30 protein-coding genes and 1 pseudogene are annotated in these 25,727 nt (G+C 67.2%); 9 read left to right on the forward strand and 22 right to left on the reverse strand.

Going from position 1 to position 25,727, the window contains the following annotated elements:
• Nucleotides 1-178 precede the first annotated feature (178 nt).
• From GLP40_RS29260 to GLP40_RS29280, 5 genes and pseudogenes are all read right to left on the reverse strand, one after another.
• Nucleotides 179-1,531, reverse strand: a complete 1,353-nt coding sequence (locus GLP40_RS29260) for a transposase (protein WP_230330058.1) — start codon at nucleotides 1,529-1,531, stop codon at nucleotides 179-181.
• A 174-nt stretch (nucleotides 1,532-1,705) separates the two neighbouring features.
• The gene (locus tag GLP40_RS35170; protein ID WP_407671731.1) at nucleotides 1,706-1,888 is read right to left on the reverse strand and encodes a hypothetical protein; all 183 of its coding nucleotides are present in this window, start codon (nucleotides 1,886-1,888) and stop codon (nucleotides 1,706-1,708) included.
• A 101-nt stretch (nucleotides 1,889-1,989) separates the two neighbouring features.
• Nucleotides 1,990-2,547 (reverse strand): GrpB family protein, encoded by a 558-nt coding sequence (locus GLP40_RS29270; RefSeq protein WP_154791255.1) that lies wholly within the window; start codon nucleotides 2,545-2,547, stop codon nucleotides 1,990-1,992.
• 263 nt (nucleotides 2,548-2,810) lie between these two features.
• Nucleotides 2,811-3,197 (reverse strand): annotated as a pseudogene (locus GLP40_RS29275) (DUF4158 domain-containing protein); the annotation flags it as partial.
• A gap of 63 nt (nucleotides 3,198-3,260) precedes the next feature.
• Nucleotides 3,261-3,785: a MarR family winged helix-turn-helix transcriptional regulator gene (locus GLP40_RS29280; protein WP_154791256.1), complete on the reverse strand. Its 525-nt coding sequence runs from the start codon at nucleotides 3,783-3,785 to the stop codon at nucleotides 3,261-3,263.
• 54 nt (nucleotides 3,786-3,839) lie between these two features.
• On the opposite strand from GLP40_RS29280, the gene GLP40_RS29285 reads away from it, so the two are divergent.
• Nucleotides 3,840-4,778 carry a quinone oxidoreductase family protein gene (locus tag GLP40_RS29285; RefSeq protein ID WP_154791257.1) on the forward strand — a complete coding sequence of 313 codons (939 nt, stop codon included), beginning with the start codon at nucleotides 3,840-3,842 and terminating at the stop codon, nucleotides 4,776-4,778.
• A 561-nt stretch (nucleotides 4,779-5,339) separates the two neighbouring features.
• Here GLP40_RS29285 and GLP40_RS29290 read toward each other — a convergent pair.
• Nucleotides 5,340-5,909, reverse strand: a complete 570-nt coding sequence (locus tag GLP40_RS29290; RefSeq protein ID WP_154791258.1) for an NUDIX hydrolase — start codon at nucleotides 5,907-5,909, stop codon at nucleotides 5,340-5,342.
• A 173-nt stretch (nucleotides 5,910-6,082) separates the two neighbouring features.
• Between GLP40_RS29290 and GLP40_RS29295 the strand changes: the two genes are divergently transcribed.
• Nucleotides 6,083-6,535 (forward strand): SRPBCC domain-containing protein, encoded by a 453-nt coding sequence (locus tag GLP40_RS29295; RefSeq protein WP_154791259.1) that lies wholly within the window; start codon nucleotides 6,083-6,085, stop codon nucleotides 6,533-6,535.
• 1 nt (nucleotide 6,536) lies between these two features.
• On the opposite strand, the gene GLP40_RS29300 is transcribed toward GLP40_RS29295, so the two are convergent.
• The 8 genes from GLP40_RS29300 to GLP40_RS29335 all read right to left on the reverse strand — a co-directional run bounded on the left by GLP40_RS29300 (nucleotide 6,537) and on the right by GLP40_RS29335 (nucleotide 11,080).
• Entirely contained in the window at nucleotides 6,537-6,752 is a 216-nt protein-coding gene (locus GLP40_RS29300; protein ID WP_154791260.1) for an excalibur calcium-binding domain-containing protein, read from the reverse strand.
• An 81-nt stretch (nucleotides 6,753-6,833) separates the two neighbouring features.
• Nucleotides 6,834-7,058: a hypothetical protein gene (locus tag GLP40_RS29305; protein ID WP_154791261.1), complete on the reverse strand. Its 225-nt coding sequence runs from the start codon at nucleotides 7,056-7,058 to the stop codon at nucleotides 6,834-6,836.
• A 35-nt stretch (nucleotides 7,059-7,093) separates the two neighbouring features.
• Nucleotides 7,094-7,882 (reverse strand): HNH endonuclease family protein, encoded by a 789-nt coding sequence (locus GLP40_RS29310; protein ID WP_328290796.1) that lies wholly within the window; start codon nucleotides 7,880-7,882, stop codon nucleotides 7,094-7,096.
• A gap of 85 nt (nucleotides 7,883-7,967) precedes the next feature.
• On the reverse strand, nucleotides 7,968-8,312 hold the full coding sequence (locus GLP40_RS33410) for a hypothetical protein (RefSeq protein ID WP_196054841.1): 345 nt from the start codon (nucleotides 8,310-8,312) through the stop codon (nucleotides 7,968-7,970).
• Between the two features lie 83 nt (nucleotides 8,313-8,395).
• Nucleotides 8,396-8,893 (reverse strand): sensor domain-containing protein, encoded by a 498-nt coding sequence (locus GLP40_RS29320; RefSeq protein WP_328290797.1) that lies wholly within the window; start codon nucleotides 8,891-8,893, stop codon nucleotides 8,396-8,398.
• 118 nt (nucleotides 8,894-9,011) lie between these two features.
• Nucleotides 9,012-10,133 carry an NAD(P)H-dependent flavin oxidoreductase gene (locus tag GLP40_RS29325; protein ID WP_154791262.1) on the reverse strand — a complete coding sequence of 374 codons (1,122 nt, stop codon included), beginning with the start codon at nucleotides 10,131-10,133 and terminating at the stop codon, nucleotides 9,012-9,014.
• 139 nt (nucleotides 10,134-10,272) lie between these two features.
• Nucleotides 10,273-10,683, reverse strand: a complete 411-nt coding sequence (locus GLP40_RS29330) for an NUDIX hydrolase (RefSeq protein ID WP_154791263.1) — start codon at nucleotides 10,681-10,683, stop codon at nucleotides 10,273-10,275.
• A gap of 19 nt (nucleotides 10,684-10,702) precedes the next feature.
• The gene (locus GLP40_RS29335; RefSeq protein WP_154791264.1) at nucleotides 10,703-11,080 is read right to left on the reverse strand and encodes an ArsR/SmtB family transcription factor; all 378 of its coding nucleotides are present in this window, start codon (nucleotides 11,078-11,080) and stop codon (nucleotides 10,703-10,705) included.
• A 112-nt stretch (nucleotides 11,081-11,192) separates the two neighbouring features.
• Between GLP40_RS29335 and GLP40_RS29340 the strand changes: the two genes are divergently transcribed.
• Nucleotides 11,193-12,437, forward strand: coding sequence for an MFS transporter (locus GLP40_RS29340; protein ID WP_328290798.1), 1,245 nt, complete (start codon nucleotides 11,193-11,195; stop codon nucleotides 12,435-12,437).
• A 66-nt stretch (nucleotides 12,438-12,503) separates the two neighbouring features.
• Here GLP40_RS29340 and GLP40_RS29345 read toward each other — a convergent pair whose 3' ends face one another.
• Nucleotides 12,504-13,073, reverse strand: coding sequence for a TetR/AcrR family transcriptional regulator (locus GLP40_RS29345; RefSeq protein WP_328290799.1), 570 nt, complete (start codon nucleotides 13,071-13,073; stop codon nucleotides 12,504-12,506).
• 39 nt (nucleotides 13,074-13,112) lie between these two features.
• On the opposite strand from GLP40_RS29345, the gene GLP40_RS29350 reads away from it, so the two are divergent.
• Nucleotides 13,113-14,357 (forward strand): KasA/KasB family beta-ketoacyl-ACP synthase, encoded by a 1,245-nt coding sequence (locus GLP40_RS29350; protein WP_154791266.1) that lies wholly within the window; start codon nucleotides 13,113-13,115, stop codon nucleotides 14,355-14,357.
• A 29-nt stretch (nucleotides 14,358-14,386) separates the two neighbouring features.
• On the opposite strand, the gene GLP40_RS29355 is transcribed toward GLP40_RS29350, so the two are convergent.
• Complete coding sequence (locus GLP40_RS29355; RefSeq protein ID WP_154791267.1) at nucleotides 14,387-14,800, reverse strand: hypothetical protein; 414 nt, start codon at nucleotides 14,798-14,800, stop codon at nucleotides 14,387-14,389.
• Nucleotides 14,797-15,078 carry a ribbon-helix-helix domain-containing protein gene (locus GLP40_RS29360; protein WP_154791268.1) on the reverse strand — a complete coding sequence of 94 codons (282 nt, stop codon included), beginning with the start codon at nucleotides 15,076-15,078 and terminating at the stop codon, nucleotides 14,797-14,799. Before GLP40_RS29360 ends, GLP40_RS29355 begins: the two co-directional genes overlap by 4 nt.
• Before the next feature lie 213 nt (nucleotides 15,079-15,291).
• Here GLP40_RS29360 and mtnA point away from each other — a divergent pair, with 213 nt between their 5' ends.
• Genes mtnA through mtnC form a run of 3 tightly spaced genes read left to right on the forward strand, consistent with a single transcriptional unit; the run spans nucleotide 15,292 to nucleotide 18,234 of the window.
• On the forward strand, nucleotides 15,292-16,956 hold the full coding sequence (mtnA, locus tag GLP40_RS29365) for an S-methyl-5-thioribose-1-phosphate isomerase (protein ID WP_154791269.1): 1,665 nt from the start codon (nucleotides 15,292-15,294) through the stop codon (nucleotides 16,954-16,956).
• A gap of 19 nt (nucleotides 16,957-16,975) precedes the next feature.
• On the forward strand, nucleotides 16,976-17,554 hold the full coding sequence (locus tag GLP40_RS29370) for a 1,2-dihydroxy-3-keto-5-methylthiopentene dioxygenase (RefSeq protein ID WP_154791270.1): 579 nt from the start codon (nucleotides 16,976-16,978) through the stop codon (nucleotides 17,552-17,554).
• On the forward strand, nucleotides 17,551-18,234 hold the full coding sequence (gene mtnC / locus GLP40_RS29375) for an acireductone synthase (protein ID WP_154791271.1): 684 nt from the start codon (nucleotides 17,551-17,553) through the stop codon (nucleotides 18,232-18,234). The genes GLP40_RS29370 and mtnC overlap by 4 nt, the downstream gene beginning before the upstream one ends.
• A gap of 75 nt (nucleotides 18,235-18,309) precedes the next feature.
• Here mtnC and GLP40_RS29380 read toward each other — a convergent pair whose 3' ends face one another.
• The 4 genes from GLP40_RS29380 to GLP40_RS29395 are packed head-to-tail and all read right to left on the reverse strand — an operon-like array spanning nucleotide 18,310 to nucleotide 22,234.
• Entirely contained in the window at nucleotides 18,310-18,900 is a 591-nt protein-coding gene (locus GLP40_RS29380) for a GTP-binding protein (protein ID WP_154791272.1), read from the reverse strand.
• Complete coding sequence (locus GLP40_RS29385; RefSeq protein WP_154791273.1) at nucleotides 18,881-19,258, reverse strand: DUF742 domain-containing protein; 378 nt, start codon at nucleotides 19,256-19,258, stop codon at nucleotides 18,881-18,883. The genes GLP40_RS29380 and GLP40_RS29385 overlap by 20 nt, the downstream gene beginning before the upstream one ends.
• Nucleotides 19,255-19,680: a roadblock/LC7 domain-containing protein gene (locus GLP40_RS29390; protein ID WP_040857697.1), complete on the reverse strand. Its 426-nt coding sequence runs from the start codon at nucleotides 19,678-19,680 to the stop codon at nucleotides 19,255-19,257. The genes GLP40_RS29385 and GLP40_RS29390 overlap by 4 nt, the downstream gene beginning before the upstream one ends.
• Entirely contained in the window at nucleotides 19,658-22,234 is a 2,577-nt protein-coding gene (locus GLP40_RS29395) for a sensor histidine kinase (RefSeq protein ID WP_154791274.1), read from the reverse strand. The genes GLP40_RS29390 and GLP40_RS29395 overlap by 23 nt, the downstream gene beginning before the upstream one ends.
• A gap of 569 nt (nucleotides 22,235-22,803) precedes the next feature.
• Between GLP40_RS29395 and GLP40_RS29400 the strand changes: the two genes are divergently transcribed.
• Nucleotides 22,804-24,357, forward strand: a complete 1,554-nt coding sequence (locus GLP40_RS29400) for a succinic semialdehyde dehydrogenase (RefSeq protein WP_154791275.1) — start codon at nucleotides 22,804-22,806, stop codon at nucleotides 24,355-24,357.
• A 61-nt stretch (nucleotides 24,358-24,418) separates the two neighbouring features.
• On the forward strand, nucleotides 24,419-25,234 hold the full coding sequence (locus GLP40_RS29405) for a class I SAM-dependent methyltransferase (RefSeq protein WP_154791276.1): 816 nt from the start codon (nucleotides 24,419-24,421) through the stop codon (nucleotides 25,232-25,234).
• A 59-nt stretch (nucleotides 25,235-25,293) separates the two neighbouring features.
• Here the strand turns inward: GLP40_RS29405 and GLP40_RS29410 are convergent, their stop codons facing one another.
• Nucleotides 25,294-25,701 (reverse strand): DUF779 domain-containing protein, encoded by a 408-nt coding sequence (locus GLP40_RS29410; RefSeq protein ID WP_154791277.1) that lies wholly within the window; start codon nucleotides 25,699-25,701, stop codon nucleotides 25,294-25,296.
• Nucleotides 25,702-25,727: the final 26 nt, after the last annotated feature.

Consider the following 25,727-nt stretch of genomic DNA (forward strand, 5'->3'; position numbering starts at 1 on the left):
ATGTTCCGGCACTGGCAGTGGACACCGCATGCCTGGCGAACAGGATGACAAGAGCCGGGTAACGGGAGACTGTTACGCCCGGATCTGTGGGAGCCCAGGGGTGAGATTCCCCTGGGCCACCCGACTGACGTAGCCGCTGGTCAGTAGGGGCGGGAAGCGCCAGGGCCGATGAGGCTGGTCAGTTCGCGCATGGCCTGGGTGAGGGTTTGAAGTAGCGGCGCAGGTTCTCGGCTTCGCGGTGGCGCGACTTGGCCATCAGCTCGAGCAGGCTTGCGCCGGCTTCGCCAAGGTGTGTCAGGCCGGAGTGCCGGAGTTCGTGCAGGGACCATCCGGTGCCGGGCCCATCTGTAGCAGTGGCGGTGTCGAGTAGATCGCGGGCCTGGTCGTAGGACAGCCGCGCGAGTCCGGTCTCGGGGCACAGGTCGCGTTCGGCGAGGTATTTTCCTGGTCCGGGTCGGCGGTGGGTCACGAATACCGGTCCGCGGGCGCGGCCATGGATCGATCTCGGCAGTAGCCGGGCGGTGCCGGCGTCCCAGTAGACCGTGTCTAGGACGTGTTCGGCGTGGGCCGCGCTGCGGCGGCGGGTGCGGGGTTTGGCGCCCTTGGACTTCACCCGGGCGCACCGGCCCGCCAGGTCGAGATCTTCGATGTTGAGCTGAAGCAGTTCCTCTGCGCGAGCGCAGGTTTCATACAGCATCCGCCACAGCGTCTTCTCTCGCAGATGGACGTCGCGACGGGAGATGAGCCGGTCGATCGCGGTCCGCGAGCGCACCGGTGTCTCGGAGTCCGGCGGGGTCGAACGCGCGGCCGACGACGGCACCCGCGGGGCGTCCCAGCCTTGCTCACGACACCAGGAAAGCCATTTCGCGACCGCAGCGCGGCGCGCGTTCCAGGTATTGACTGCCGCTGTGCCCCAGAGAGATTCGAGAGTTGCGCCGATCTCGTCGTCGGAGACTGAGTCCAGGGCCCGGCTGGTGCCGGGTAGTCCGTCGGGACCGCGGCCGTCAAGCTGGTCGACGGTCTTCACGACCGCGATTGGGAGACCGAAAGCCTTGACCCGATTGAAGGATTGGCCGGTTAGTAGGCAGTGATGCAGCTGGCCGAGCATCTTGTTGAACACATGGCGCAGCGCTGGTGTGTGTCGGTCGCCGTGTGTCCGCCGGCGCAGATAGTGCTCGCGGGCAGGGCCCGCGCTGGCCATTGCGGAGAAGGCCCAGATCCAGTCGGCGGCGACCAGGCGGTCGTTCTTGATGCGCCGGTGGGTGATGGAGATGGTTTTGCCGGACGCTCGGGTGAACGGGGCGGATCCGGCGTAGGCCTTCAACGCTCGGTCGCTGGCGAATCGTGTGCGGTCGTCACCGATTTCGGCGAGGACCCGGGCGCCGGTGAGATCGGCGAGTCCGGGAAAGCTGGTGACGACCGCATGGTCAGGGTGTTGGCGGAACTCCTCCGCAGTGGCCTGTTCCAGGTCGTCAGCGCCTTTGCAGGCCGCTTCCAGGGTGGCCAGCAGCGCGAGGGCCTGGCGGCCCATCGCTTGCTCGACCGGCCAGGGCTGACGCAGCTGTGGGGCGCGGAGGTCGGTGAGGAGCTCCGCGGCCAGGGCGTCGATACCGCGCTGACGTCCAGCGCGGCGAAGTGCCGTGGCGACACGGGCTTTGGTGAGTTTGGCGGCGTGGGCGGGTGTCGGTGCGATCGCCAGGATCGCTCAGGCTTCGGGTTTGGCGAGGTTGGTGGCCGTCTTTCCGGCGAAGATGGCCAGAAACGCTGGGTAGTACTCGCGCAGCAGCGAGCGCAGCTCGTTGCCGGCCTTGGTGCGTCGCCAAACCGCGTCCTGCTGGGCCCGCGCCAGGACCGAGATGGCTCGGACGAGTTCACTATCGGCGGGCAGCCGCCGGTGGAATTCGCCGTCGACGCTGCCCTGAGATTTGTCAGGGGTCGATCACCGCAGGTTTGTCCGCCGCTGCCGATGCCCCTTGGGCGGCGTAGGGCTCAATTCTTCGGACTCCAGCCGACGGATAGTGCCCAAGCTTCGGCGCGCACGGTCATCTCACTGATGAGTGGGCCCTTGGCATCGGCGTACGCGTTCATGTCGATCCAATCACGCTGTGAGAGCTCACGTTTGAGCTCCTGGTAGGCGGCTCGGTCCTCGGTGTCGTGGCGTAACCAGTCTCGAAACAGCAGATGGCGCCGTTCCCACTCGCTGCCGACCGTCGAGATGTGCACATGGACATCGCGCTGCGGGGTGCGCACCATACGATGTCCGCGCTCTCGGACCCGTAGTTGATAGCCCGTGGTGAGCAGCGGGCCGAGATACGCCGATTCGTCCTCGACGTCGGGCACGCTCAGATCGATGTCGATGATCGGCTTGGCCGCAAGCCCCGGTACCGAGGTCGACCCGATGTGGTCGATGCGGCATGCGATGACACCGAGTGCGTCAACGATCCGGCCCTGCTCGGCGGCGAAGCGTACCGGCCACGCGGGGTCGTAGTCGACGATGCGGATGTCCCGCTTCTCGACGCCACCGATCAGCTTCATCACATCGTCCATATCGACCATCCTTACTCACGTAGCGGGTGCCGTCCGACTTCACGGACCCTCGATCTAGAACCGGCCAGTCCTTCTGTCGGAATCAGCGGAAGGAATGCGTGCGGTTCGGACCGCAATGCTCACAGCCTCCCTCGAGGACTTTCATGTCCAGGATCGGCAAAGGAGTCCCAGCGGCCCGACCACCGAACGATCAACCCGCAGCGCCGCGCACAGCCTTTCGTAAGACCTCGCAGGGTCCGGAACCCGGAGTGCGTCAGTGCCACCGAATCGATCTCTACTACATAAGTAAGGATCGGTGACCAGCGCGTCCAGCTCTGCGCACCGCGCGGGCGTGAACTCGTGCGCGAGCCGATCGTAAGTCTCGGCCTGGGCCTGGTGACGGGCGTGTGCGACTCGCTCCACCACCGTCACGGTGCCCGGCCGGATCACCCGAGCCGAGATCAAATATTCGCAGCCCAGCCGGAACAGCAGCGTCGGAGAATCGTGCTCCATCGCCCGCGCCAGCAGGAACTCGTCCAGCTCCTTCGACTCCAGCGGCCCGGCCGGCCGCCAGCGCAGATACTGGGCAGCCAGCCGCACATGCTCGGTGCGGTCTTGGCGCGCTTGCCATACGAGCCGATCTCCACCGGATCCACCCGAAGCTGCGAGGATGATCACGGCTCTGCTGCCGGCGGTGATCATCCACTTGCGAATCTCAGCGTCAGGTTGAGCGATCAGCTCGGCCTCGTCGTCGGTGCTTCATGCTTTCCATCGAGTGTCTCCGCTTCAGAGTCGGGCGGAGTGGCCTGGTAGATGATGTCGTCGAGCGCGGCGACCAGGTGCCGCAGGCCTGTGCGGGTGGTGGTTCGTTGGGCAGGTGGCAGTGTGTTGAACAGTGTTTCTTCGATCTGCCGTAAAGCGTTCTCCACGAGAGCGCGGGTCTCGCGTCCGGTGTGGGTGACGGCGATGTTGTGTCGGCGTCGATCGGTCCGGTCGGGTACCCGATCGGCGAAACCGGCCGCCTCCAGTTCATCGACCACACGAACGACCTTGTTCTTGTCGAGGTCGAGCGCCGCGGCGATGTCGACCTGACTCAACGCCGGTCGCTCGATCAGCAGGGTGAGTATCTCGTAGCCCCACAACGACAAGCCGTGCCTGCGCACCACCGGCAATTCGGCGTTGCCCAGCCCTCGGTAGAGCCGCAAGGCAAGCCAGTGCAAGTCGTCGCGCTCGGCAGGACACTCTTCCAATTGACTCATCCCGATATAGTATCAATATGGGATCATCCCGAATAGAGATACTTGGAGGTATGGATGCGAGCGTTCGTGCTACGGGATTATGGGGCAGCCCCGCAGATCGAGGAGTTCTCCGACCCGCGACCGGTGCCGGGTTTGCTCGAAGCCGAGGTGCTTGCTGCCGGGCTGAATCCGGTCGATGTGGCCATCGCCGAGGGCCATCTGGGCACCGCGAACCCTGTGCCGTTGGTACTCGGCAACGAGGCTGTGGTCGCGCTCGACGGTCGCGCTGTCTACAGTCATCGCGCCCGACCGCCGTTCGGTACGTTCGCTGAGCGCACGTTGGTCGACCCGCGGGAGGTTATCGAGGTTCCGGCCGAGATGGACCCGGCGACAGTGCTGATCGCGGGAATCTCCGGCCAGCCGGCATGGATTCCGCTCGAGACGACTGCGCGACTGCAACCTGGTGAGACCGTCATCGTGCTCGGCGCGACCGGGGCAGCCGGGCAAGTCGCCACCCAGGCGGCCAAGCTGCTCGGTGCCGGTTGGGTCGTTGCCGCCGGGCGTGACGAGGCGACATTGGAGTCGCTGCGCGGGCGCGGCGCCGACGAGATCGTCGTGCTCGGCGACGACGGCACCGACGAGGATGTCGCCGCGTTGCTCGACGCATCACGCGGCGGCGCGGACCTCGTGTACGACCCGCTGTGGGGACCACCGTTCGTAGCTGCGCTGCGGGCGACCAAGCCCGGAGGTCGCACCGTCGGGGTAGGTCGCAGCGCCGGACGGCTTGCGGCGACGATTCCCTACCTTGCCCTGCGAGGCAAGACGATGCTGACCTACCGCAACGGAGAGGCACCCCACGAGGTTGTCGTCGCGGCGTTCAACCGGATGCTCACCCACGCGGCAGCAGGCGAACTCGTCGTCGACATCGAAGAGTTCCCGCTCGAGCAGGCAACTCGAGCCTGGCAGCTGCAGCACGGGGCTCCGCACCGCAAACTCGTCCTGCGGCCTTCCTGACGTTTCGAGCGGGCACCTTCGGATGATTGTCGAGTCAGTCCCTGTCGGGATTGCGCGACGGGGCGGTGTACCCGGCGAGATCGGGCAGGTGGAAGCCACAGCAGCCGGAGTCCAAGCAGCATCGGACGTTGAATCATGCTCTGAACACGTATTTCCAGGCGAATTCGACATCGCCGCCTGAATTTCACCGGCCAACTGCCGAGACGGGACAATTGGGTCATGCCGCTGGCCGGTTGTGCTGCTGCTGGTTGTAGGAATCAGCAGTCGGGCTTGGGATCTGGGGTGGGTTCGGGGTCGATGGGGTTGGCCTGGAGCAGGCAGCTGCGGAGGAGTTCCGCAAGCACCCTGACTATGCGGTCGTCACCAGCTTTCCCGGCCTCGCCGATCTCACCGGCGCCCGGGTTCTCGCCGAGATCGCTGCCGTCGCGGTGTCGCGATCGACGCCGCGGACTCAGGCTGCCTCGCTATCTTCCCCCAGCCCTCGGCCTGCCAGATCCAGCAATGACCGGCGCGATGGGGACGCACTGCTATTGGAGAGCCCGTACTCGGCAGTCGTTCCGTTCAAACCGATGGCCGGCTGGTTTGCGCTCTGGTTACCAGGGATCCACGGGGATGGAGTTCGGCTGCCAGTTGCAGTAGTTCGGGCAGGTGGGGGCCGTCGGTGGCGGCGTGGGCGATGGCCTCGGCGAGGGGGAAGGGGCGGACCTCCAGGATGTGTTCGGCGTCATCGGGATTGGTGGGGTGACCGGTGAGGGTGACGTCGGCGGTGCACCAGAGCCAGGCTTTGTGGGGGTGGGGTTGCCAGGGTCGGTAGGGGGCGGGACGGTCGGTGGTCGCGTAGTGGGCGCCGAAGTGGTGGAGTGGGCCGGCCAGTTCGGCGCCGGCTTCTTCGGCGAGTTCCCGAATGACACAGGACTCGATGGATTCCCCGGCTTCGCGGGTGCCGCCGGGCAGGATCCAGATGTCGCGATCGTCCCGGCACAGCACTATGCGGTCGCCGACGAAGCAGATCACGTGGATATTGGTGACGAGGCGGTCGGGTGGGAGGTCGGTGGAGAATTGGACGTCGAGGCCGCCCCACTCCCAGCGAGCGGGGGCGTGTAGGAGGGGATAGCGGTCGGCGAGGGTCATGGCTCGACCGTACCGGGGTGGGGTGCACATTCCTGGGCTGTATGTCGCTGTGCCTACCGGCATTCCATGGTCAGCGGCCGCCGCGGGGATCCTCCGCGAAGGTGAGACCGCGGTAGCGCCGGCCGGTGACGGCCCGCCCGACGTTCTAGAACTGGTTTCAGTATTGTTCCCCTATGGCCTTCGTCATCGACAAAAGCGTGGAGATCGACGCGCCCGCCGAACTGGTCTGGCAGGTGCTCGCCGACGTGGACAAGTACGGGGAATGGAACCCCTTCGTGCTGGAGTGCACGACCACCCTGGAACCAGGGTCGCCGATCGATATGCGGGTGCAGCTGGTGGGTCCGCCCAAGAAGCAACGTGAGTTCATCCGCTCGCACACTCCGGGCCGGGAGTTCAGCTACACCATGAAGCCCGCGCCGCTGGGTCTGCTCAGCAGCGAGCGCTCGCACCTGGTCACCGATCTGGGTGACGACCGCACACGCTATGACTCGCACTTCCAACTCGATGGCCCGCTGGCTTCGGTGGTCGGCGGCCTGCTCGGCGGCGCGCTGCGCAAGGGCTTCGGCGGCATGACGGACGGGGTCAAGAGCCGAGCCGAAGCCTTGCGAGGGTCGCTGCGCGACTAGCTCATTCGCGGGCGACGCCGTCGCCGTCCAGCTGCAGTCGGTAGCCCGGATCGCCGCGCCGCAGCGGAGTCTTCCCGCGGCCCGCAGCAGCGTGGAGCTGCTGCGGCGATACGCGGGTATCGACGGCAACGGTCCGCTCATGCAGATTCTGCATGAGATCACCGTCGAGCAGGTCGCCGCCCAACTCGGCGTCACCCGCCCCGCCAGCTAGCGCCACCTCAGCAAACCCGCCGAATAGACGCTGCTTTGCGGCTAGGGCCAGCTTCAGGATTTCTGGGCCGCTACGCTACGTCCGCTGTTATGCCTCGAAGGGCACGATATTCCCGGTGGCGTCACGGGAGCCGATCTCCGTTTCGATCGCTGCGACGAGATCGTTGATCGTGGCCCAGGTTCGGGGCCGCTCACCATCGAGATTGCCGATCGTCAACCATGTATCGGTGCCGCGGTAGCGCACCAGTCCCTTGCCCGAGTCGTCGAGGGTGACATCAAGATCACCAGACACCGTCCCTTCTTCCTCGGTCATGACCGCGGCCTCGGCGGTGATCTCGACGATCTCGGTTATCTGAACCCTCCTCGACGGGCGCAGTCGCCGACGGCGGTGCGCAGCGCGGTCTGCTCGGCAGGATCGACGGTCAGTGCGTACTTTATCTTGACCTGGACATACCGGGAGACATAGGCACACCGGAAGTTCCCCGGCGGCAAGTAGTTCGCCGCATCCTGATCACCCTTGGACCTGTTGGCAGTCGGATCAGAGGCAACGAGGTTCAGCGCATCGTTGGCGATCCGGCGACGAGTGTCCTCATCACGCGCGTCGGCGCCCGATCGCCAGGCCTCGGCCAAGGGCACAATGTGATCGGCGTCCACACCCGAAGGGTCGATCACCCATTTGTACGGCTTCAGCTGTCCACTCGTGCGGTCGGCAACCCCGTACTGGTCCCGCCATCCGGCCCCTGAATCGACCTTCAGCTCACAGGTTTTCGGATCCAGGCGAACCGACCCGACGGCGTCCCTCAGTAGCATGACTACTCGGGTGGTGCACCGACCATACTGGGCAAACTGGTCACCGAACCCGTGTTCGGGCTTGTTCGTATCCCAGTGCGGGAACTTCTCACGGCTGTAACCATTCATCGAGTCTTCTTGTGTGACTACCAGTTTCGGCAGTAACTCGGTGACGTCCTTGGCCGAGGCCGCAGCAGTGTCCGCCGGCCCAGGTCCCGTGCCGATATCTTTCCGCTCTCCGAGCAGCGCATACGAGAATGCGACCAACACGGCGACGAGGAGCGGAGCAAGAACCGCAAGCAAACGGCGCGCTCGCACGGAAAAGCTGGACCACACTCGCTTCACCACGGCGCCTCACCAAACGCGACCGCAAGCCCGTCGCTCATATCCCTCACACGAAGCCCTATCGAAATGCGCTGCACCGCCGGGAACATCATGCGACCGCTCCTGGAACAGTGCAGATAATGCGGGTATCGCATCCGTTCCGCACGCCTGCGACGGGCACGTCGTCGCTCCAGGCCGGCCCGAACTTCTCGCGGTAGTAATCATTGTCGACAGCGTGGTTGTGCCCGGGCAGCGTCTCGAGCAGGGTGCGGGCCTTCGTCACCTCATCGGTGAGTGTGGGCTCGGGGCCCGGCCGGCTCGCCACCGCCGGTGCGATGACGGTCGATACGAGCAACGCCGCGATGTCGAGAGGCCGGATCAGTTTCCGGACGCGTGATGGCTTCTTTTGCAACATGTCTCGAACACCGTGGCAATCCAGGGGTCGAAACAGCAAGCCATACCGGCCTTTCGGAGACCGGTCTCACAACTATTGTTCGAACATGAGCTCTCCGTCGGTGCTCAGGCAGCCGTGTGGCATCAAATCTGATGCAGCCAGGCTATGAAGAACGCTGCCGCCCCGAGGAAGACCGCAACCGCCACCGGTATCGGCCACCACGGTCCGATTCGACCCAGCAACCGTCGAGTCAACTGTAGCTGCAGGACCCCGAGCCCCGCGATCAGCAGAACCCAGAGTGGGAGCGGCAGCGCGCCACCGGCGAAATGCACCGCCCACGCGCCCGCCAATGTCGGTCCGCCCCAGGAGTGCTCATAGTCGTGTGCCGCAATCAGCGGGTAGAAGATTCCGCGCACGGCGGCCACGACCAGGAGAAAGACGGCGAACCAGGCGACCAGTCCGATTGCGAGAGCGAGCACCGTGTGAACCATGCTCCGCCATACTCCAGGCTCACGTAGCGCGAACGGCGACCGAAACACCCGCCGCACCAGCCGGGCCCGAACCCCTGTGGGTGCGAAGGCAACCGGAACCGACAGCACCGCGTAGTACGCGGCCCGCAGTACCCGCTCCAGCTTCCCCACCCGCCCACAGTAACGCCGGCGCCGTAGGCGAGCTGGTAGCCCGCGGCCCTGTGCCGAAGCCCGGACACAGTTCGGCGCGCCGGGCAGCCCTACCCGACGCGCCGAACTGCCCTGAGAATCAGGCGTTGTTGAGCTTGTTCAGACGCTCACAGGCTTCCAGGTACTCCGCGATGAGGCGCTGGACCACGTCCGCGGAGCGCTCCATCTTGTTCATCATGCCGACGACCTGACCGACCGGGTTGAAGTTCACATCCTTGGCCTGCTCCGGATAGCGGTGGCCGCGCTTGACCCCGTCGAGGGCGACCATCATCTGCAGCGGCATGCCCAGCGGATTCGGGGTGTCCGGGCGCTCCCATGCCTCGGTCCAGTCGTTCTTGAGCATGCGGCAGGGCTTGCCGGTCCACGAGCGCGAGCGCACGGTGTCCAGGCTGGTGGCGTCGATATAGGTCTGCATCTGCGCGGGCGGCACATTCGCCTCCTCCACGGTCAGCCACAGCGAGCCGGTCCACGCGCCCGCCGCACCCATGGCGAGGGCGGCCGCGATCTGACGGCCATTGCCGATACCACCGGCCGCGAGCGCCGGCATATCGCCGATCGCGTCGATGACCTGCGGCCACAGCACGATGGATGCGATCTCACCGCAGTGGCCACCGCCCTCGGTGCCCTGCATGACCACGAAGTCCAGTCCGGCGTTCTTGTGGTTGAGCGCGTGCTTGACCGATCCGCACAGCGCGCCGATGAGGCGGCCGGAGTCCTGGATCTGCTTGATGACATCGTCGGGCGGTGTGCCCAGCGCGTTGGCGACCAGCTTGGCCTTGGGGTGCTTCAGGATCACCTCGATCTGCGGGGCGACCGTGGTGGCGGTCCAGCCCAGCAGCTGGTTGTGGTGCTCCTCCGGCGGCAGGTGCGGCACGCCGTGGTCGTTGAGGATCTTCTCGGCGAAGTCGCGGTGCTCCTGCGGAACCAGCTTGGCCAGTTGGGCTTCCAGCTCCTCCGGGCTCAGGCCCTCGACGCCCTTGCCCTCGTACTTGGAGGGGATGACCAGGTCCACGCCATAGACGCCTTGCACGTGGTCATCGAGCCACTGCAGTTCGACCTCGAGCTGCTCGGCGGTGAAACCGACCGCGCCGAGTACACCCAGACCGCCCGCATTGCTGACCGCGGCGGCCACGTCCCGACAGTGGGTGAAGGCGAAAATGGGTACGTCGATGCCGAGGCGATCGCAGATCTCGGTACGCATGGTGTGGTGGGCTCCTCTGAACTTTCCGACACTGGAAATGTTGTGCCCACCACACTAGAACATGTTCTACATTTGGACCAGTCTCTCGATGACCGCCGGTCGGTCACTGTCAACAACATGTTCTAATTGCTGAGACTGGTCAGTCGTGCGCGAGCAGGTCGTCGGCGTGTAGATCGTCGAAAAGGAGCTGGTCGACGGGCGGTACATGGGGGCGATCCGAGTAGCTGAACCAGGCGATCTCGTCGATTTCACTACTGGCCGCGAGCGTGCCGGAGTATTCGGCGGTATAGCAGGCCATGCGCACGACGGCGTCGGGGATCAGCGCCTCGTAGGTACCGACATGGGCCACGGTTTCGGGTGCGAGTTCGACCGTCAGCTCCTCGCGGATCTCGCGAACGAGGGTCTGCAGGTCGGTCTCCACACCTTCGCGCTTTCCGCCCGGGACATAGAAGACATCCTTGCCGTGTGGTCGGGCGCAGAGGATTCGCCCGTCCTCGATTCGCACCCACGCCACCGTGTCGATCAGCCGCTGCTCCCACTCCGTCTGCATTCGGGCAGCCTAGCGGGCGTCAGTCCGCGGGCCGCCACTCGGCGACGAGCCCGAGCAGGCCGGGAAAGCGGGCCTCGAGATCGTCGATGCGGACCTGGCTGCGGCGTTCCAGGCCATATTGACGCTGCCGGGTGACACCGGCTTCGCGCAAGGCCTTGAAGTGGTGCGTCAGTGACGATTTCGGGCGGTCGATGCCGAACCAGCCGCAGGGGTGGTCGTACGCCTCGGATTCGAGCAGCAGCTTCTGGACGATGCGCAGTCGCAACGGGTCACTGAGCGCGCCCATGACGGTTTCGAGACGCAATTCGTCGATCGCGGGCTCCGGCAAAGGGTCCGGGACGATGGCCGGCTGCTCGGGGAGCGCGAACTTCGACGCGGGATGCTGCTTCGTCGGCATCGGCGGGCTCCTCACTGTCAGCGCTTGTACGACTTTCATCGTACAGCATGCTATGTTCGACTCCATTCGAACTAGTTCGAGCCAATTCGAACTATGAGTGGAGGTAGTGGAAGTGATTGCGACACAATCCCGTCCAGCGGAGGCCGAGAGGCCGATCGACCTCGGAGCCCGGACTCGCATCGCCCCGAAGTGGTGGATCTGGCTCGCCGCGTGGCCGGTGACCGCGGTCTTCATCCTGTCGAACGCGGCGACGCCGCTGTATGTGCTGTGGCAGCGCGACTTCGGGTTCTCCAAGGGCACGATGACCGTGGTCTTCGCGTTCTACATCGTCGGACTGCTCGGATCGCTGCTGGTGTCCGGCGTCGCGTCGGACCGGCTCGGCCGCAAAGCGGTACTGATTCCGGCGCTGATCCTCGCGGCGGCCGCGTGTCTGATCTTCGCGACCGCATCCGATGTGATCGCCCTGATGATCGCCCGACTGCTGACCGGCATCGCGGTGGGCGCCGCGGTCTCGGCGGGCATGGCCGCCGTCACCGATGTCGCCGGCCCCGAGCGCAAGCACCTCGGTGCGCTCTTCGCCTCCACGGCGATGGTTCTCGGCGCGGGCGTGGGCCCGCTGTTGTCGGGGGTGTTGTCGGAGACCGCTCCCGCCCCGACGGTGACCGTTTTCCTGGTCGAGATCGCACTGCTGGCAACAGCTTTCATCACCGTCCTGCGCATGCCGGTCGGCCGACCGGCGCACCGGGACGCGGGATCGTGGATCCGGATACCCCGCGTTCCCCGCGACAACCGTCGCCTGCTCTTCTTCGGTATCGCCGTCTTCGCTCCCGGAATCACCGCCACATCCTTCGTCCTGTCTCTGGGCCCGGCCCTGCTCTCCGGACTGCTCGGCGCCACCAGCCGAATCATCGCCGGCGCCATGGCCTTCGCGATGTTCTTCACCGCCACCGCCGCCCAGTTCGCCGCCCGGTCCCTGCCGCGCCCGGCGACCATGACGATCTCCGCCGCGGCAACCGCGCTGGCCATGCTGACCCTCGCGGTCGCGGTCCACACCCAATCACCGACCTGCTTGATCGTGTCGGCCCTGCTCGCCGGTGCGGGTCAGGGCTTGGGTCAGCTGGGCGGCCTCTCCCTCCTCGGCCACGCGGTCCCCGCCGCCCGACTTGCCGAAGCCAACGCGGCCTTCAATATCGGCGGCTACATCCCCGCGGGTCTGCTCCCCGTCAGCGCCGGATATCTGAGTGACCGCGTCGGAATCTCGACGGGCACAACGACCTTCGCTATGACCTTGCTGACCTTGTCCCTCATTGCCGGAGCGGCCATCGTCCGCAATCGCCCCGCTCTCACCCCCGCCTGACCGCGCGAGCACGCATTGGCGCAGTGGTCTTGTCGGCGATTGCCTGCGCCAATGCGTGCTCGGCGGTCAGCCGTGGGTCGGGACGGCCTGCGCTATGAGGAGATCCACGGCGCGATGGACTCGCGCGGTGTCACCGGTGACCCACCAGTCCTGGATCAGGCCGCGCATGCCGGAGATGAGCAGGGTCGCGGAGGCTTCAGGGTCACTGATGGTGGGATCTATTCGACTGAGGGACTCCGTCATCGCGGTGATGAGAACTTCGATCGCGTCGATCGCGTACGACTTGAAAGGGCTGCCGGGCACGGTGGCAGCACCCAAGACCTGGAGAAGCACCGGGAGGCTGTTCGCGAACTGGCCTGCGGTGTTGATCGCGAAGGACGCGGAGAGGCGCTCGCGGAGGACCTCGGCGGAGTCGATGCCGGAGAAGAGGGCGGCGATGTCGGGCCGCTGGGTCTCCAGGGCCGCGACCAGCATTGCCTCTTTCGTACCGAAGTAGTGGATGAGCATTCGCGAGCTCGTGCCCAGGTACTCCGCCAGCGGACGGAGGGACAGTTCGGCCAGGCCGTGGCCGGCGATGTAGGCGATGACGCCCTCGAGGAGCTGAGCGCGGCGGGCGTGGTCGAGTGGACGGGGCACGGATTGACTGTAGCGGGTGCTACAGGTATCCATATCCGCATGAGTGTAACAACTGGTACGGAAACTCGGCGCAGCGTCGTGGTGACGGCGATGGCGGCCACCACGTGCCTGGGGGCGGACCTCGAATCCACATGGTCGCGGCTGCTGGCGGGGGATAGCGGGATAGGCACGCTCACAGACGATTTCGTGGCAGCCAACGATCTGCCGGTGCGGATAGGCGGGCGGCTGACGGCGCATCCGGGGGACCGGCTGACCCGGATCGAGCAGCGGCGGATGTCATTCGTGCAGCAGTTGGCGCTGGTTCTGGCCCGGCAGGTCTGGCACGAAGCCGGGACGCCGGAGGCCGAGCCGGAGCGGCTGGCGGTCGCCGTCGGTACCGGGCTCGGTGGTGGTGAGGCGCTGGTCGACGCCGTGGAGCTGATGAAGATTGGGGGATACCGGAAGGTGCCGCCCATGACGGTTCCCATGGTCATGCCGAACGGGTCGGCGGCCACCGTCGGGCTGGAGATCGGCGCGAAAGGCGGTGTGTACGCGCCTGTTTCGGCCTGCGCCTCGGGCGCTGAGGCCATCGCCCACGCCTGGCGGCTGATCACGACCGGCGAGGCGGACGTCGTGGTCGCGGGCGGCGTGGAGGGTCACATCGACGCGGTGCCGATCGCCAGTTTCGCCATGATGCGCGCCATGAGCACTCGCAATGACGAACCCGAGCGCGCCTCACGGCCTTTCGACAGGGACCGGGACGGGTTCGTGTTCGGCGAGGCGGGCGCGCTGCTGGTGCTGGAGTCGGAGGAGCATGCGCGGGCTCGGGGTGCGCGGATGCTCGGCCGCGTCCTCGGGGCGGGCATCACCTCGGACGGGTACCACATCACCGGCACCGCACCCGATGGCGACGGCGCCGCCCGGGCAATGCGTAAGGCGCTCGCGACGGCTGGATTGACCGGCGACGATATCGACCACGTCAATGCCCACGCCACCGGCACCCGGGTCGGTGACGCCTCCGAGGCGAAGGCGATCATGGCGGTCGCACCGAATGCCTCGGTGTACGCGCCGAAGTCGGCGCTGGGTCATTCCATCGGGGCGGTCGGCGCACTGGAGGCGATGTTGACCCTCCGGACGCTGAGCGAGCAGATCGTCCCGCCCACACTGAATTTCGAGACTCCGGATCCCGATACCGAGCTGGATGTGGTGGCCGACAAGCCACGACATGAGGAGCTGACATACGCGCTGAGCAACTCGTTCGGCTTCGGCGGGCACAACGTCACGCTCGCACTCGGACGCGTATGAGCGATAAGGCCCCAGGGCCGCAACCAGACTCAGGGCAACTTGTCGATCTGGACGCGCGGGTCCAGCGTGCGCAGTGTGTCGGGCCGGTCGGTCAAGCACGGCCAATCCCGACTCACCGCTTCGAGAGTCGCGTGACCGGCCGGAATGAGCGCGTCGGCGTCCGGCCGATCGGCGAGCGTGTCGCCCAGATGATCGCTGGCGGGGCGGTCGAGCGGCTGGATGACGGTGTTCGGCAGATCCAGCAGGACCGACAGGATATCGAGTCGCCCGGGCGGAATCAGCGCGCGGGCCGCGGCGAGGGCGGTGGCGGGCACGATGATGGTGTGCCCGGCGTCCGCGGTCGCCCACACCACTGATTGCACATACGCCACGCGATGGGCCCAGGCGGTCAGCGCGGCCGTGTCGAAAACGACGCCGCCCAGCGTCGGGGCGGCGGGGGTCATGCCGCGCCGACGCGGTCGCCGGGATCCTCCTCGTCCGATAACGGGGGCAGACCCTGGACGGCTCGGGCGCGATTGATCAGATCGAGCGGTGGTCGGCCCCCGAGCGCGTTCTCGAGCCGGGCGAGGGATTCGGCGCGGTCGACGCGAGCCTTCACGGATTCGGCGACGAAGGCGGAGATCGAGGCAATGCGGCCGGTGTCGCGCCAACCGTCGAGGGTGGCGGCTATGTCCTCCGGCATCGTCACGGTGATCTTGCGGGTACGACGCGGTCTCGCCATCCCGCGATAGTAAGGCGGCATGCCCGCCGTACGCGAGGCCGACCCGCGGTGCGCCGCACTACCCTCTCGCGGGGCATCCCGCACGAAAACCGGCTATTCGGATTGCGCTGATCCGAAACCTGCCGGTCAGGCGCGGGTACGGGTTCGATACGGTGGAGTGTGCCCACGGCCGTGGGCGTTGCCGCAATTCTCCAGTCAAGAGGGCACAACTAGATGGATCAGAGTTCGATCGCGTGGGCCGACGGTGCGCTCGTCACCATCGACCAGCGGGCGCTGCCGCACGAGGTGCGGGAGCTTCGGATCACGACGGTCGACGAGGTCATCGATGCGATCAAGACCTTGGCCGTGCGCGGGGCGCCGGCGATCGGCGTGTGCGGTGCCTTCGGCGTGGTGATCGCGGCGCTGGCCGCCACCGCCGACGGCGCGGTCGACGCCGCGAAAGTGGAGGCCGAGGCCGCACGCATCGCGGACGCCCGGCCGACCGCGGTGAATCTGGCCTGGGGTGTGCAGCGCACGCTGGCCAAGCTGCCCGAAGGCGTGCAGGCCATGCTCGACGAGGCGCTCGAGCTGCTGGCCGAGGACGGCCGCGTGAACCTGGCCGCCGCCGCCGAGGCCGCCGATCTGATTCAGCGGCTCTGCGCGGATCGCCCGCTGCGACTGCTCACCCACTGCAATACGGGCCGCCTGGCCACCACCGCATGGGGCACCGCCATCGGCGCGCTGCGAATGCTGCATCAGCGCGGCGCGCTCGCCGAGGTGATCGTGGACGAGACCCGCCCGCTGCTGCAGGGCGCACGTCTGACCGCATGGGAGATGGCCGAAGCCGGTATCCCGCACCGGCTCACAATCGATTCCGCCGCGGCCTGGGCCATGGCGACCGAGCAGGTGGATGCCGTGGTCGTGGGCGCGGACCGGATCACCGCCGACGGGGCCGTCGCCAACAAGATCGGCACCTACATGCTGGCCATCGCCGCCAAGCATCACGGTATTCCGTTCATCGTGGTCGCACCCGAATCGACCCGCGATATCTCGACCGCGCGGGGCTCCGACATCGTGGTGGAGCAGCGCGCCGCCGCCGAGGTGACCGGATTCGGCGGCGTCGCAACAGCTCCCGAGAACACCCCGACCTTCAATCCGGCATTCGACGTGACCCCGGCCGAGCTGGTCACCGCCGTGGTCACCGAGTACGGCGTGCTCGAGGATGCCGCCGCCGCGCGGACATCGGCCTCGTCTTCGGCGACGGACGCCGCGGCGTCGACCGCCGGTGCCGAGATCGCGGACATCGCGCGCGGCCTCTACGCCAGCGGCTGGATGCCCGGCACCGCGGGCAATATCTCGGTGCGCCAGGGTGATACGGCCGTCATCACCGCGAGCGGGCTGTCAAAGGGCGAGCTCACCGCCGCGGACATAGTGGCCGTCGCGGTCGTCGATTCCGAGCCGGTCGACGCGTCCGGCCGCAAGCCGTCGGCGGAGACCACCATCCACACCGCCGTATATCGCACCCGCGGCGCCGACGCGGTGGTGCACGTCCATCCGCCGCACGCCACGGCGGTCTCGATCAAGACGGCTGGATCCGGCGTCGCCACAGCGCGTTTCGCGGGCTACGAGCTGATCAAGGGCCTCGGTTCGGCGCGCCCCGATCTCATCGACATCCCAGTGTTCCCGAACCACGCCGATGTCCCGCAGATCGGCGCGGACATCGAGAAGTACCTGACCGAGCACCCCGACGCCCCGCCCGTACTGTTCATCGCCGGGCACGGCATCACCACCTGGGGCTCGACCCTGGCGCAGGCGCGTGACCGCGCCGAATGCCTCGAGGCCATGTGCGAGCTGACCACCTTGACCGGATACCGCGAGATTCCGGTGGGCGACAATTAGTTCCGAGAAAGGAACCCCTATGACTCTGTTGCAGATCATGTCCGACAAGGACGCCGGTAACGTCATCCTGCGCACCGACGACGACGCGGTGATCGCCGCCGAGCTGGCCGAACGCGGCATCATCTTCGAGCGCTGGCCGCTGCTGGAGGGTTTCAGCGCCGCCACCACCACCGAGAAGCTGCTGGCCGAATACCAGGCTCGCATCGATGAATTGAACGCTGACGGCCGCTACAAGTTCATCGACGTGGCCCGGATCCACCCCGATGACAGCGACCCGGAGTGGCCCGCCAAGGCATTCGCCGCGCGCACCAAGTTCCTCGACGAGCACCGTCACGCCGAGGATGAGGTCCGTTTCTTCGCGGCCGGCTCGGGCTGCTTCTATCTGCACCTGGGCGATGAGGTGCTGGCCACCGTGTGCACCGCGGGCGATCTGGTCTCGGTCCCGGCGGGCACCCTGCACTGGTTCGACATGGGCGCCCAGCCGGAGTTCGTGGCCGTGCGCTTCTTCGAGGAGGAGGACGGCTGGATCGGCGATTTCACCGGCGACAAGATCTCGTCCGGTTTCCCGACCCTCGACGAGCTGCTGGCCCCGGCATGATCAAGGCGGTCGTTCTCGATATCGAGGGCACTACCAGCCCGACCAGTTCGGTGCGGGAGGACCTGTACGGCTACACCCGCGACCGACTCCCGGCCTGGCTGGCCGAAAACATCGACGGCGCCGCCGATCCCATCATCGAGGCCACCCGCGCCCAGGCCGATCGTCCGGATGCGGACGCCGCCGAGGTGGCGCGGATCCTCATCGAGTGGCTCGATTCCGACGTGAAGTCGGAGCCGCTCAAGGCCGCCCAGGGCATCATCTGCGCCGAGGGCTTCCGCAATGGCGCCCTGCACGGCGAGTTCTTCCCGGATGTGCCTCCGGTCCTACGCGCCTGGCGCGACGCCGGTCTGGAGCTCTACATCTACTCCTCGGGTTCGGTTCGCAACCAGAAGGATTGGTTCGCTTTCGCCCGTGGCGGCGACCTCTCCCCACTGATCAGCGGCCACTTCGACCTGTCCACCGCGGGCCCGAAACGCGAAGCCTCCTCTTACGAGAAGATCGCGAGCGCCATCGGCGTCCCGGCCGCACAGATCCTGTTCCTGTCCGACCACCCGGACGAGGTGGACGCCGCGACCGTGGCAGGCTGGCAGGCCATCGGCGTGACCCGCCCGGGCGAGCCGAACAGCCCCCGGGGCCCCCACCGCTGGATCAGTGACTTCGCCGTCGTCGAGCCGAACTGAGCGGCGAGAGAACGCGATACGCATCGGGCCCGTCCAGCAGACGCTGGACGGGCCCGATACCGTTTCGGCGCGCTGTCAGCGCACCCCGGCGGTGGCCGCGCGATCGATGAGGTACTCGACCAGGGTCATCAGCACGTTCTTGCACGAGCCGCGGTCACGGGCGTCACACAGCAGCACTGGGATGCGGTCGTCCAGGTCGAGGGCGTCGCGGACCTCGGCGGGGGTGTACAGCGGCGCGCCCTCGAAGCAGTTGACGGCGACGGTGAAGGCGACGCCGCGGCGTTCGAAGAAGTCGATCGCGGCGAACGATCCGTCGAGGCGGCGGGTGTCGGCCAGTACGACCGCGCCCAGGGCGCCGCGCGCGAGTTCGTCCCAGAGGAACCAGAAGCGGTCCTGTCCGGGGGTGCCGAACAGATAGAGAACCAGGTTCGCGTCGATGGTGATGCGGCCGAAGTCGAGTGCGACCGTGGTGGTCGTCTTGCCTTCCACGCCCCGCAGATCGTCGACGCCGGCGGACAACTCGGTGATGAGTTCTTCGGTGCGCAGGGGGGCGATCTCACTGATCGATCCCACCATGGTGGTTTTGCCGACGCCGAAGCCGCCCGCGATGAGAATTTTCACCGAGGCGGCCATGGGCGCGGCGGAGTCAAAGTTTTCGGATGCCATCGAGTACCGCTCGCAGAATGTTGAGGTCACCGGGCGCGGCCTCGGGGGAGGCCGGGGCCCGGAAGTTGAGGATGTTGTCGGAGATGAGGTCCCCCACCAGGATTTTCGTTACCGCCAATGGCAACCGCAGGGCGGCCGAGACCTCGGCCACCGACAGCGGCAACCGGCACAACCGCACGATTTCGGTGTATTCCGGTTCGACACGCCGCAGCGGTGGGGCGGCATTGGGAACCACCACCACCGTGAGCATGTCCAAATCGTGCGCCGCGCCCATGGTCCGACCGCCGGTGCGTGCGTAGGGGCGCACGAGCGGACCGGCCGCGTCGTCGAACCACTGTTGCTCCGGCCCCGGCCTCATGACAGTCGGGGGTTGCCTTGTCCGGCCAGATTGTGGCGCGGGGTGGTGGACAGGTAGTTGCCGACGCGCTGCACGGTCAGGTTCATCTCGTAGGCGACCATGCCGAGGTTGGCCTGCTCGGTGGCCTGCAGCGCCAGGCAGGCGTGGCTGCCCGCGGCCGTCACGAACAGCACCGCGCGCTCGAGTTCGATCACCGCCTGGCGGACGCCGCCGCCGTCGAATCTGCCGCCGGCGCTGCGCGCGAGCCCGTAGAGGGTCGAGGACATGGCACCGAAGTGTTCGGCGTCCTCGCGGCTCATGGCGGAGGAGCGGCCCAGCAGCAGCCCGTCGGTGGAGTGCACCACCGCGTGACGGACGCCTGCGAGCCGGTCGACCAGATCATCGAGTAGCCAGTTGAGATCACCAGCGTTTGAGGTGGTCACCGTCGCCTTCCTGTCGTTCCGAAAATGCCTGGGACTCAGGCCCGAACGAACCGGGGTCGGCCTTGCGGCCCTGCCTGGTTCCGTTCTCGATAGCGGAGAAAAGGTCTCGGGCCTGCTCGGCCGTACGGGTGGCGGGGGCCGTCGACTCGGCGGTCGACTGCTCCTGCGCCAATTCCGGTGCGAGACTTGCCTGCCGACGCCGACGCGGGAGCGCGGGCCGGGTGTCGGAGCCAGTGTAATGCGACCGTCCGAATTCGCGAGCACGGAAACCGTTTTCCGCCGGGGGGATCGGTGCGGCCGGAGGATTCCCCCGCGGCCGCGGGCTGGTCGGCGGATCGAATGGTGTCGCTGCTCCGAAGGACATGATCGGCGGCACGGACGAGCCGGTGGACGGCCCGGAGGGCTCCGGCTGAGGGGCGCTCGCAGCCCCCGGCGCGGCCGGGGGTTCGTGGGCTTCGTAGTCGAGGACCGGCAGTTCGTAGCTCGAGATCATCGACGGAGGTACCGCCGGCGCCGCGGGGAGCTGCGGCAACGCGGCCACCGCCATCGAGGTCGCGGACGGCTCGGCGGCATCGAGCTGCCGCGGCACGACCGGGATCTCACCGGTCCGGTTGGAAGGCTGCACGACCAGGCTGTTGGGCACCAGCACGATGGCCCGCACGCCGCCGTAGTCGGATTCGGTGAGCCGCACCGAGATACCATTGCGTGCCGCCAGCTGGGCAACCACGAATCGGCCGAGCCGGAAGTCATCGGGCAGCATGGCCACACCGAAGTCCGGTGCCTCGCGCAGGATCTCGTTGATCCGCGCGAGCTCCTCCTCGGGCATGCCCATGCCCTGGTCGATGATCTCGATGGCGACGCCCTTGCCGACCACATTGCCGCGCACCTCGACCTGCGACTGCGGCGGCGAGAAGTGGGCGGCATTGTCGACCAGCTCGGCGAGCAGGTGCACGAGGTCGGCCACTGCGCTGCCGGCGATGGACACCTCCGGCAGCCGGGCGATCCTGACGCGGGTGTAGTCGAGGGTCTCGCCGACGCTGGAGCGCACGATCTCCAGCAGCTGCACCGGATTCCGCCACTGCCGGCCAGGCTGGCCGCCGGCGAGAATGATCAGGTTCTCGGCGTTGCGGCGTTCGCGGGTGGCGAGGTGGTCGAGCCGGAAGTAGATGTCCAGCAACGCCGGGTCCTCCTGCTGCGCCTCCGCGGCGTCGAGGATCTCCAGCTGCCGGTGCACGATGACCTGGCTGCGGTGGGCGATATTGAGGAACATCGCCTTGACGCCCTCACGGGTGCGGGCCTCGGTGATGGCGGCCGCCACGGCGGCGCCGTGAGCGTGCGTGAATGCCTTTGCCACCTGGCCGATCTCGTCGTGGCCGAAGTCCAGCACCGCGGCCTCGGTGGCGGGGTCGACCGGCTGGCCGGCGCGCAGCTTGGCCATGATCTCGGGCAGGCGCTCGTCGGCCAGCACCAGCGTCTCGTTGCGCAGGCCCTTGAGGCGGCGAATGATCCGGTTGGCGAGCACCAGCGACACCAGAAATGCGAGCGTCGACACGGCGAGCATGGCACCACCGACGAGGGCGGAGTCGCGGGCGTCGCGGTCGGCCGCGTCAGCGGCCAGCTTCTCGTTGTGGCGGCTCATCTTGCCCCACAGGCGCAGCATCTGCGTATTGAGCCGGGAGACGGTGTCGCGCCATTCCTGCGGGGTGAAGGTCAGCGGCGCGACCTGTGTGGTGCCCCCGGGTTTCGCGGGCGGAACGGTCATGGGATCGAGTGCCCGCGACAGCAGCACGTTCTCCATCATGACGATCTTCGTCCAGTCCGGATCGTTCATGAGGGCCTGCATGTCGACGTCACCGGTGGTGCCGTCACCACCGGCCAGCACGCCGAGGTTCACCCGGTAGGTGCCCGCCACCCGGGAGAATTCGATGGCCAGCTCGGGCGGCACGCTGCCGCCCGACAGCAGCACCTCGGCGACCGCGGCCTCGCGGGAGAGCATTTCGGCGGCCTGCACGACCTGCAGACCGTTGGCGATCTCCAGGGCCACATCGGGATTGGGCGCGGTGTCGGCGACGAGCCGGGTGCCGATCCAGACGAATTCGAGCAGCTTGCCGTAGAAGTAGTAGACGTCGGAGATCGACACGGCATTGGTGTCGATCTGGGTGCGCAGTCCGGCGAGCTGACGGGTCAGTGTGGTGAGACCGCCGACGTCATCGCCGACGGACTTCGGGCTGGTCTTCTGCATGGTGGCGCTGACCGGTGCCAGGGCCTGTAGCGCGCTGTCGAGACGGGTTCGCGCCTGTGCCAACGCCTTCGGGCTGGCGTCGTCGGCGCCCCCCATCTGGGCCAGCGACTGCTGGCGCTCCTGCTCCACCGCGGCGATCACGTCTCCGGTGGGCGCTGCCGCGGCGGACAACGCATCCGCCCACTCCCGCGCGTGCTTGCTCTCGACCACCAGGTACCCCGCGCCACCCACGCCGATCACGAGCAGCGCCAGGCTCGGGACGAGTGCGATGGCGAGCACGCGGGTCCGGACCCCGAGCCTCGCTCTGAACATCGGGCAAAGGTAACGGGGCGTAAGTCACATACGCCTCATCGATCCCGTTGAGCGGGACCAAGATTGACTTTTTAATTCATGTATGCATCTACATTGCAGGGCAACCCATCGTTCAGCTACTGATTGGCAATCGACATCGGTGGCGGCGCAGCGCGATTCGCGACTCTCGGGCGTGGCGGCGGGGATCAGCGGAGAGGGAGGGAACCCACCCGCTGGACATCGGCGGTGGCGCCCGGCAGGGTGCGACCGACGCCGGGACGGTTCTCAGATGATCCCGCGCACACACCCCTCGTGCGTGCGCGGGATCGGGGGCCCGATCCGCCGGTGCTGCCATCACCGCCACTGATCCCCGCCCGGGGGCCGCTGGCTGTTCTTCGCTCGCCCGTCTCGATCAGTTACAGATTTCGCAGGTAGAAGCCATAATTTGGGCAATACCGGCAATTCGCCGGACTGGCGGTTCCGATCGGAAACCCGATCCGAGCGGCCCGGATAACGCGGTCCCGGCCCGGTGCGGGCGCCGCGGCGTAGATTGTGTGTATCCGCAAGTTACTCGCAAGTAGGAGGCGACGATGCCGGTGCCGACTGCCGAGGTATTCGAACGATTGCGCTCGTTCGCGGCCGTGGATACCGCCCAGGGCCACGCGACCCGAGCGATCATCGAGGTCTTCACCGGAGAGACCCTGGGCTCGGTGCCGGTGGGCACCGCCGCCGATGTCGCCACCGCCGTCGCCAAAGCTCGTGCCGCGCAGGCCGAATGGGCTGCGCGCACCCCGAAGCAGCGCGCCGAGGTACTGGACCGATACCGGGCGCTGGTGGTCGAGAGCCGCGAATTCCTCATGGACGTCATCCAGGCCGAGACCGGCAAGGCCCGGTGGGCGGCCCAGGAGGAGGTCATGAGCCTGATGTTCGCGGCCCGCTACTTCTCGCGAGTGGCCCCGCGGCTGCTCGCTCCACACAGCGTCCCGGGCGCGTTCCCGGTGGTCAATCGGGCCTCGGTGCGCGCGGTGCCGAAGGGCGTGGTCGGCGTGATCGCGCCGTGGAACTACCCGATGGCGCTGTCGGTCGGCGACTCGATTCCGGCGCTGCTGGCCGGTAATGCCGTAGTGGTCAAGCCCGACAGCCAGACTCCGTACTCCTCGCTGGTCAATGCCGAGCTCTTCGCCCGCGCCGGACTGCCGACTGGTCTGTTCGCCGTGGTTCCCGGCCCAGGCACGGTGGTGGGCACGGCCATTGTCGAGAACTGCGACTACCTGATGTTCACCGGTTCCTCCGCCACCGGCCGCACCCTGGCCGAGCAGTGCGGCCGCCGCCTCATCGGTTACTCCGCCGAGCTCGGCGGCAAGAACCCGATGATCGTCACTCGCGGCGCCGATCTGAACAAGGCGGCCAAGGCCGCAGTGCGCGCCTGCTTCTCCAATGCGGGTCAGCTCTGCATCTCCATCGAGCGGCTCTATGTCGAGCGCGCGGTCGCCGACCAGTTCACCGAGAAGTTCGCGGCCGCGGTGAAGGCTGCGAAACTCGGCGCGGCATACGATTTCTCGAAGGACATCGGCAGCCTCATCTCCGAGGCGCAGCTGGAGACTGTCACCAAGCATGTGGCCGACGCGGTGTCCAAGGGCGCGAAGGTGCTCGTCGGCGGCAATGCCCGCCCGGATCTGGGTCCGCTGTTCTTCGAGCCGACGGTCCTGACCGAGGTCACCGATGCCATGGAGTGCGGCCGCAACGAGACCTTCGGCCCACTGGTGTCGATCTACCCGGTCGACTCGGTCCAGGAGGCCGTCACCCGCGCCAATGACACCGAGTACGGCCTCAATGCCAGCGTGTGGGCAGGCAGCAAGGCCGAGGGTGAGCGCATCGCGGAACAATTGCACGCGGGTACGGTCAATGTCGATGAAGGCTACGCCCCGGCGTGGGGCACCACCGGTGCGCCGATGGGCGGCATGGGCATCTCGGGTGTCGGCCGCCGTCATGGTCCCGACGGCCTGCTGAAGTTCACCGAGCCGCAGTCCATCGTGGTGACGCGCTTGCTCAACCTGGACCCTCCGGCCTTCCTCCCGCAAAGCACGTGGCAGCCGCTCCTCATGGCCGCCGCCCGCGGTATCCGGTTCCTGCCGGGCCGCTGAGTTCACCGGCTGGACCACTCGGCCGGTATGCGTACACTGTACCCATCGGAAGGGTGGTCGAATGCCGGAGAATCCGCTTGCCGCACCGGGCGCGTGGGACCAGGTCGCTGAGAGTTATGACGATGTCGTATCGGAGATGATGCGGCCGTTCGCGCTTCGCGCATTGGAGTTGTCCGAGCCGACCCGCCGGTCCAGAGTCATCGATGTGGCCACCGGCCCCGGCGTCCTGGCATTGCTGGCCGCGCCACGAGTCGCCGAGGTCGTCGCGGTCGACTTCTCCGAGGCGATGATCCGGCGGCTGCGGGGCGCCATCATGCAGGCCGGGATCGGCAATGTGCTCACCGGGGTCGGCGACGGGCAGCGATTGCGCTACGCCACCAATACTTTCGACGCCGCGTTCTCGATGTTCGGGCTCATGTTCTTCCCGGATCGGGCCCGCGGATTCGCGGAGCTCTATCGGGTGCTGCGGCCGGGCGGGACCGCGGTGGTGTCCAGCTGGGCGCCGATCACGGATTCGCCGTTGATGACGCTGCTGTTCGAGGCGTTCCAGGCCGGGATTCCGGGATTCTCCGCGCCGCAGCCGAATCCGGACAGCCTCGAGAATCCGAACGTCTTCGAGAAGGAACTGCTCGCGGCCGGGTTCACCGAGGTGACGCTGCGGCCGCACGCGGAGTCGTTCAGCTATGACAGCGCCGAGCAGATGTGGGACAAGCTGACCCGGGGGAGTGCGCCGTTGCAGGCGACCCGGCGCCGGACCGACAAGGCCACCTGGGCAGCCCAGCAGCAGGTCATGATCGACTACCTGCGCGAGCACTATGTGCCGGGCACGCCGTTGTCGACGACCGCGTGGCTGGGCACCGGTCGCGTTCCGCGATAAGGGTTTTCAGATTTACGATGGCGCGGCCGACCCGGAGAAACCGGCCGCGCCACCTTCCTTCACCCGGCCAGCTCGTTGCCGCGCAGCGGAGCGGGAGCCGCTTCCAACGCCGCTGTCTCGGCATCGGTGAACAGGCGTGACCGGATGACGAATCGGACTCCCTCGGGGGCTTCGAGGGAGAATCCACCGCCGCGGCCGGGGACCACGTCGACGGTGAGATGGGTGTGGCGCCAGTACTCGTACTGGTCGGCGCTCATCCAGAACGCCGTATCGGGAAAGACGCGGCCGAGCAGCACATCGGCCGCGCCCACCCGGAACTCGCCGAGGGGGTAGCACATCGGGGAGCTGCCGTCGCAGCAGCCACCCGACTGGTGGAACATCACCGGACCGTGGTGGTCGATGAGACGCTGCAGCACCTGCACCGCGGCCTCGGTGATGGTCACCCGGGATATGGAACCTGCTGTCATCACGCTCCTCGCAGACGGTGCGGTCC

The sequence above is a fragment of the Nocardia aurantiaca genome (genome assembly GCF_009708175.1).
Lineage (GTDB): Bacteria > Actinomycetota > Actinomycetes > Mycobacteriales > Mycobacteriaceae > Nocardia > Nocardia aurantiaca.

Bases quoted from the DNA above. Each gene is read 5' to 3' on its own strand.
- GLP40_RS29270 (WP_154791255.1), bottom strand. From the start codon at position 2,547: ATGGACGATGTGATGAAGCTGATCGGTGGCGTCGAGAAGCGGGACATC.
- GLP40_RS29330 (WP_154791263.1), bottom strand. From the start codon at position 10,683: ATGCAGACGGAGTGGGAGCAGCGGCTGATCGACACGGTGGCGTGGGTG.
- mtnC (WP_154791271.1), top strand. From the start codon at position 17,551: ATGATCAAGGCGGTCGTTCTCGATATCGAGGGCACTACCAGCCCGACC.
- GLP40_RS29290 (WP_154791258.1), bottom strand. From the start codon at position 5,909: ATGACCCTCGCCGACCGCTATCCCCTCCTACACGCCCCCGCTCGCTGG.
- GLP40_RS29305 (WP_154791261.1), bottom strand. From the start codon at position 7,058: ATGACCGAGGAAGAAGGGACGGTGTCTGGTGATCTTGATGTCACCCTC.
- GLP40_RS29295 (WP_154791259.1), top strand. From the start codon at position 6,083: ATGGCCTTCGTCATCGACAAAAGCGTGGAGATCGACGCGCCCGCCGAA.
- GLP40_RS29325 (WP_154791262.1), bottom strand. From the start codon at position 10,133: ATGCGTACCGAGATCTGCGATCGCCTCGGCATCGACGTACCCATTTTC.
- GLP40_RS29370 (WP_154791270.1), top strand. From the start codon at position 16,976: ATGACTCTGTTGCAGATCATGTCCGACAAGGACGCCGGTAACGTCATC.
- GLP40_RS29395 (WP_154791274.1), bottom strand. From the start codon at position 22,234: ATGTTCAGAGCGAGGCTCGGGGTCCGGACCCGCGTGCTCGCCATCGCA.
- GLP40_RS29400 (WP_154791275.1), top strand. From the start codon at position 22,804: ATGCCGGTGCCGACTGCCGAGGTATTCGAACGATTGCGCTCGTTCGCG.
- mtnA (WP_154791269.1), top strand. From the start codon at position 15,292: ATGGATCAGAGTTCGATCGCGTGGGCCGACGGTGCGCTCGTCACCATC.
- GLP40_RS29405 (WP_154791276.1), top strand. From the start codon at position 24,419: ATGCCGGAGAATCCGCTTGCCGCACCGGGCGCGTGGGACCAGGTCGCT.
- GLP40_RS29260 (WP_230330058.1), bottom strand. From the start codon at position 1,531: ATGGGCCGCCAGGCCCTCGCGCTGCTGGCCACCCTGGAAGCGGCCTGC.
- GLP40_RS29285 (WP_154791257.1), top strand. From the start codon at position 3,840: ATGCGAGCGTTCGTGCTACGGGATTATGGGGCAGCCCCGCAGATCGAG.
- GLP40_RS29380 (WP_154791272.1), bottom strand. From the start codon at position 18,900: ATGGCATCCGAAAACTTTGACTCCGCCGCGCCCATGGCCGCCTCGGTG.
- GLP40_RS29355 (WP_154791267.1), bottom strand. From the start codon at position 14,800: ATGACCCCCGCCGCCCCGACGCTGGGCGGCGTCGTTTTCGACACGGCC.
- GLP40_RS29410 (WP_154791277.1), bottom strand. From the start codon at position 25,701: ATGACAGCAGGTTCCATATCCCGGGTGACCATCACCGAGGCCGCGGTG.
- GLP40_RS29335 (WP_154791264.1), bottom strand. From the start codon at position 11,080: ATGCCGACGAAGCAGCATCCCGCGTCGAAGTTCGCGCTCCCCGAGCAG.
- GLP40_RS29385 (WP_154791273.1), bottom strand. From the start codon at position 19,258: ATGAGGCCGGGGCCGGAGCAACAGTGGTTCGACGACGCGGCCGGTCCG.
- GLP40_RS29280 (WP_154791256.1), bottom strand. From the start codon at position 3,785: ATGAGTCAATTGGAAGAGTGTCCTGCCGAGCGCGACGACTTGCACTGG.
- GLP40_RS29350 (WP_154791266.1), top strand. From the start codon at position 13,113: ATGAGTGTAACAACTGGTACGGAAACTCGGCGCAGCGTCGTGGTGACG.
- GLP40_RS29360 (WP_154791268.1), bottom strand. From the start codon at position 15,078: ATGGCGAGACCGCGTCGTACCCGCAAGATCACCGTGACGATGCCGGAG.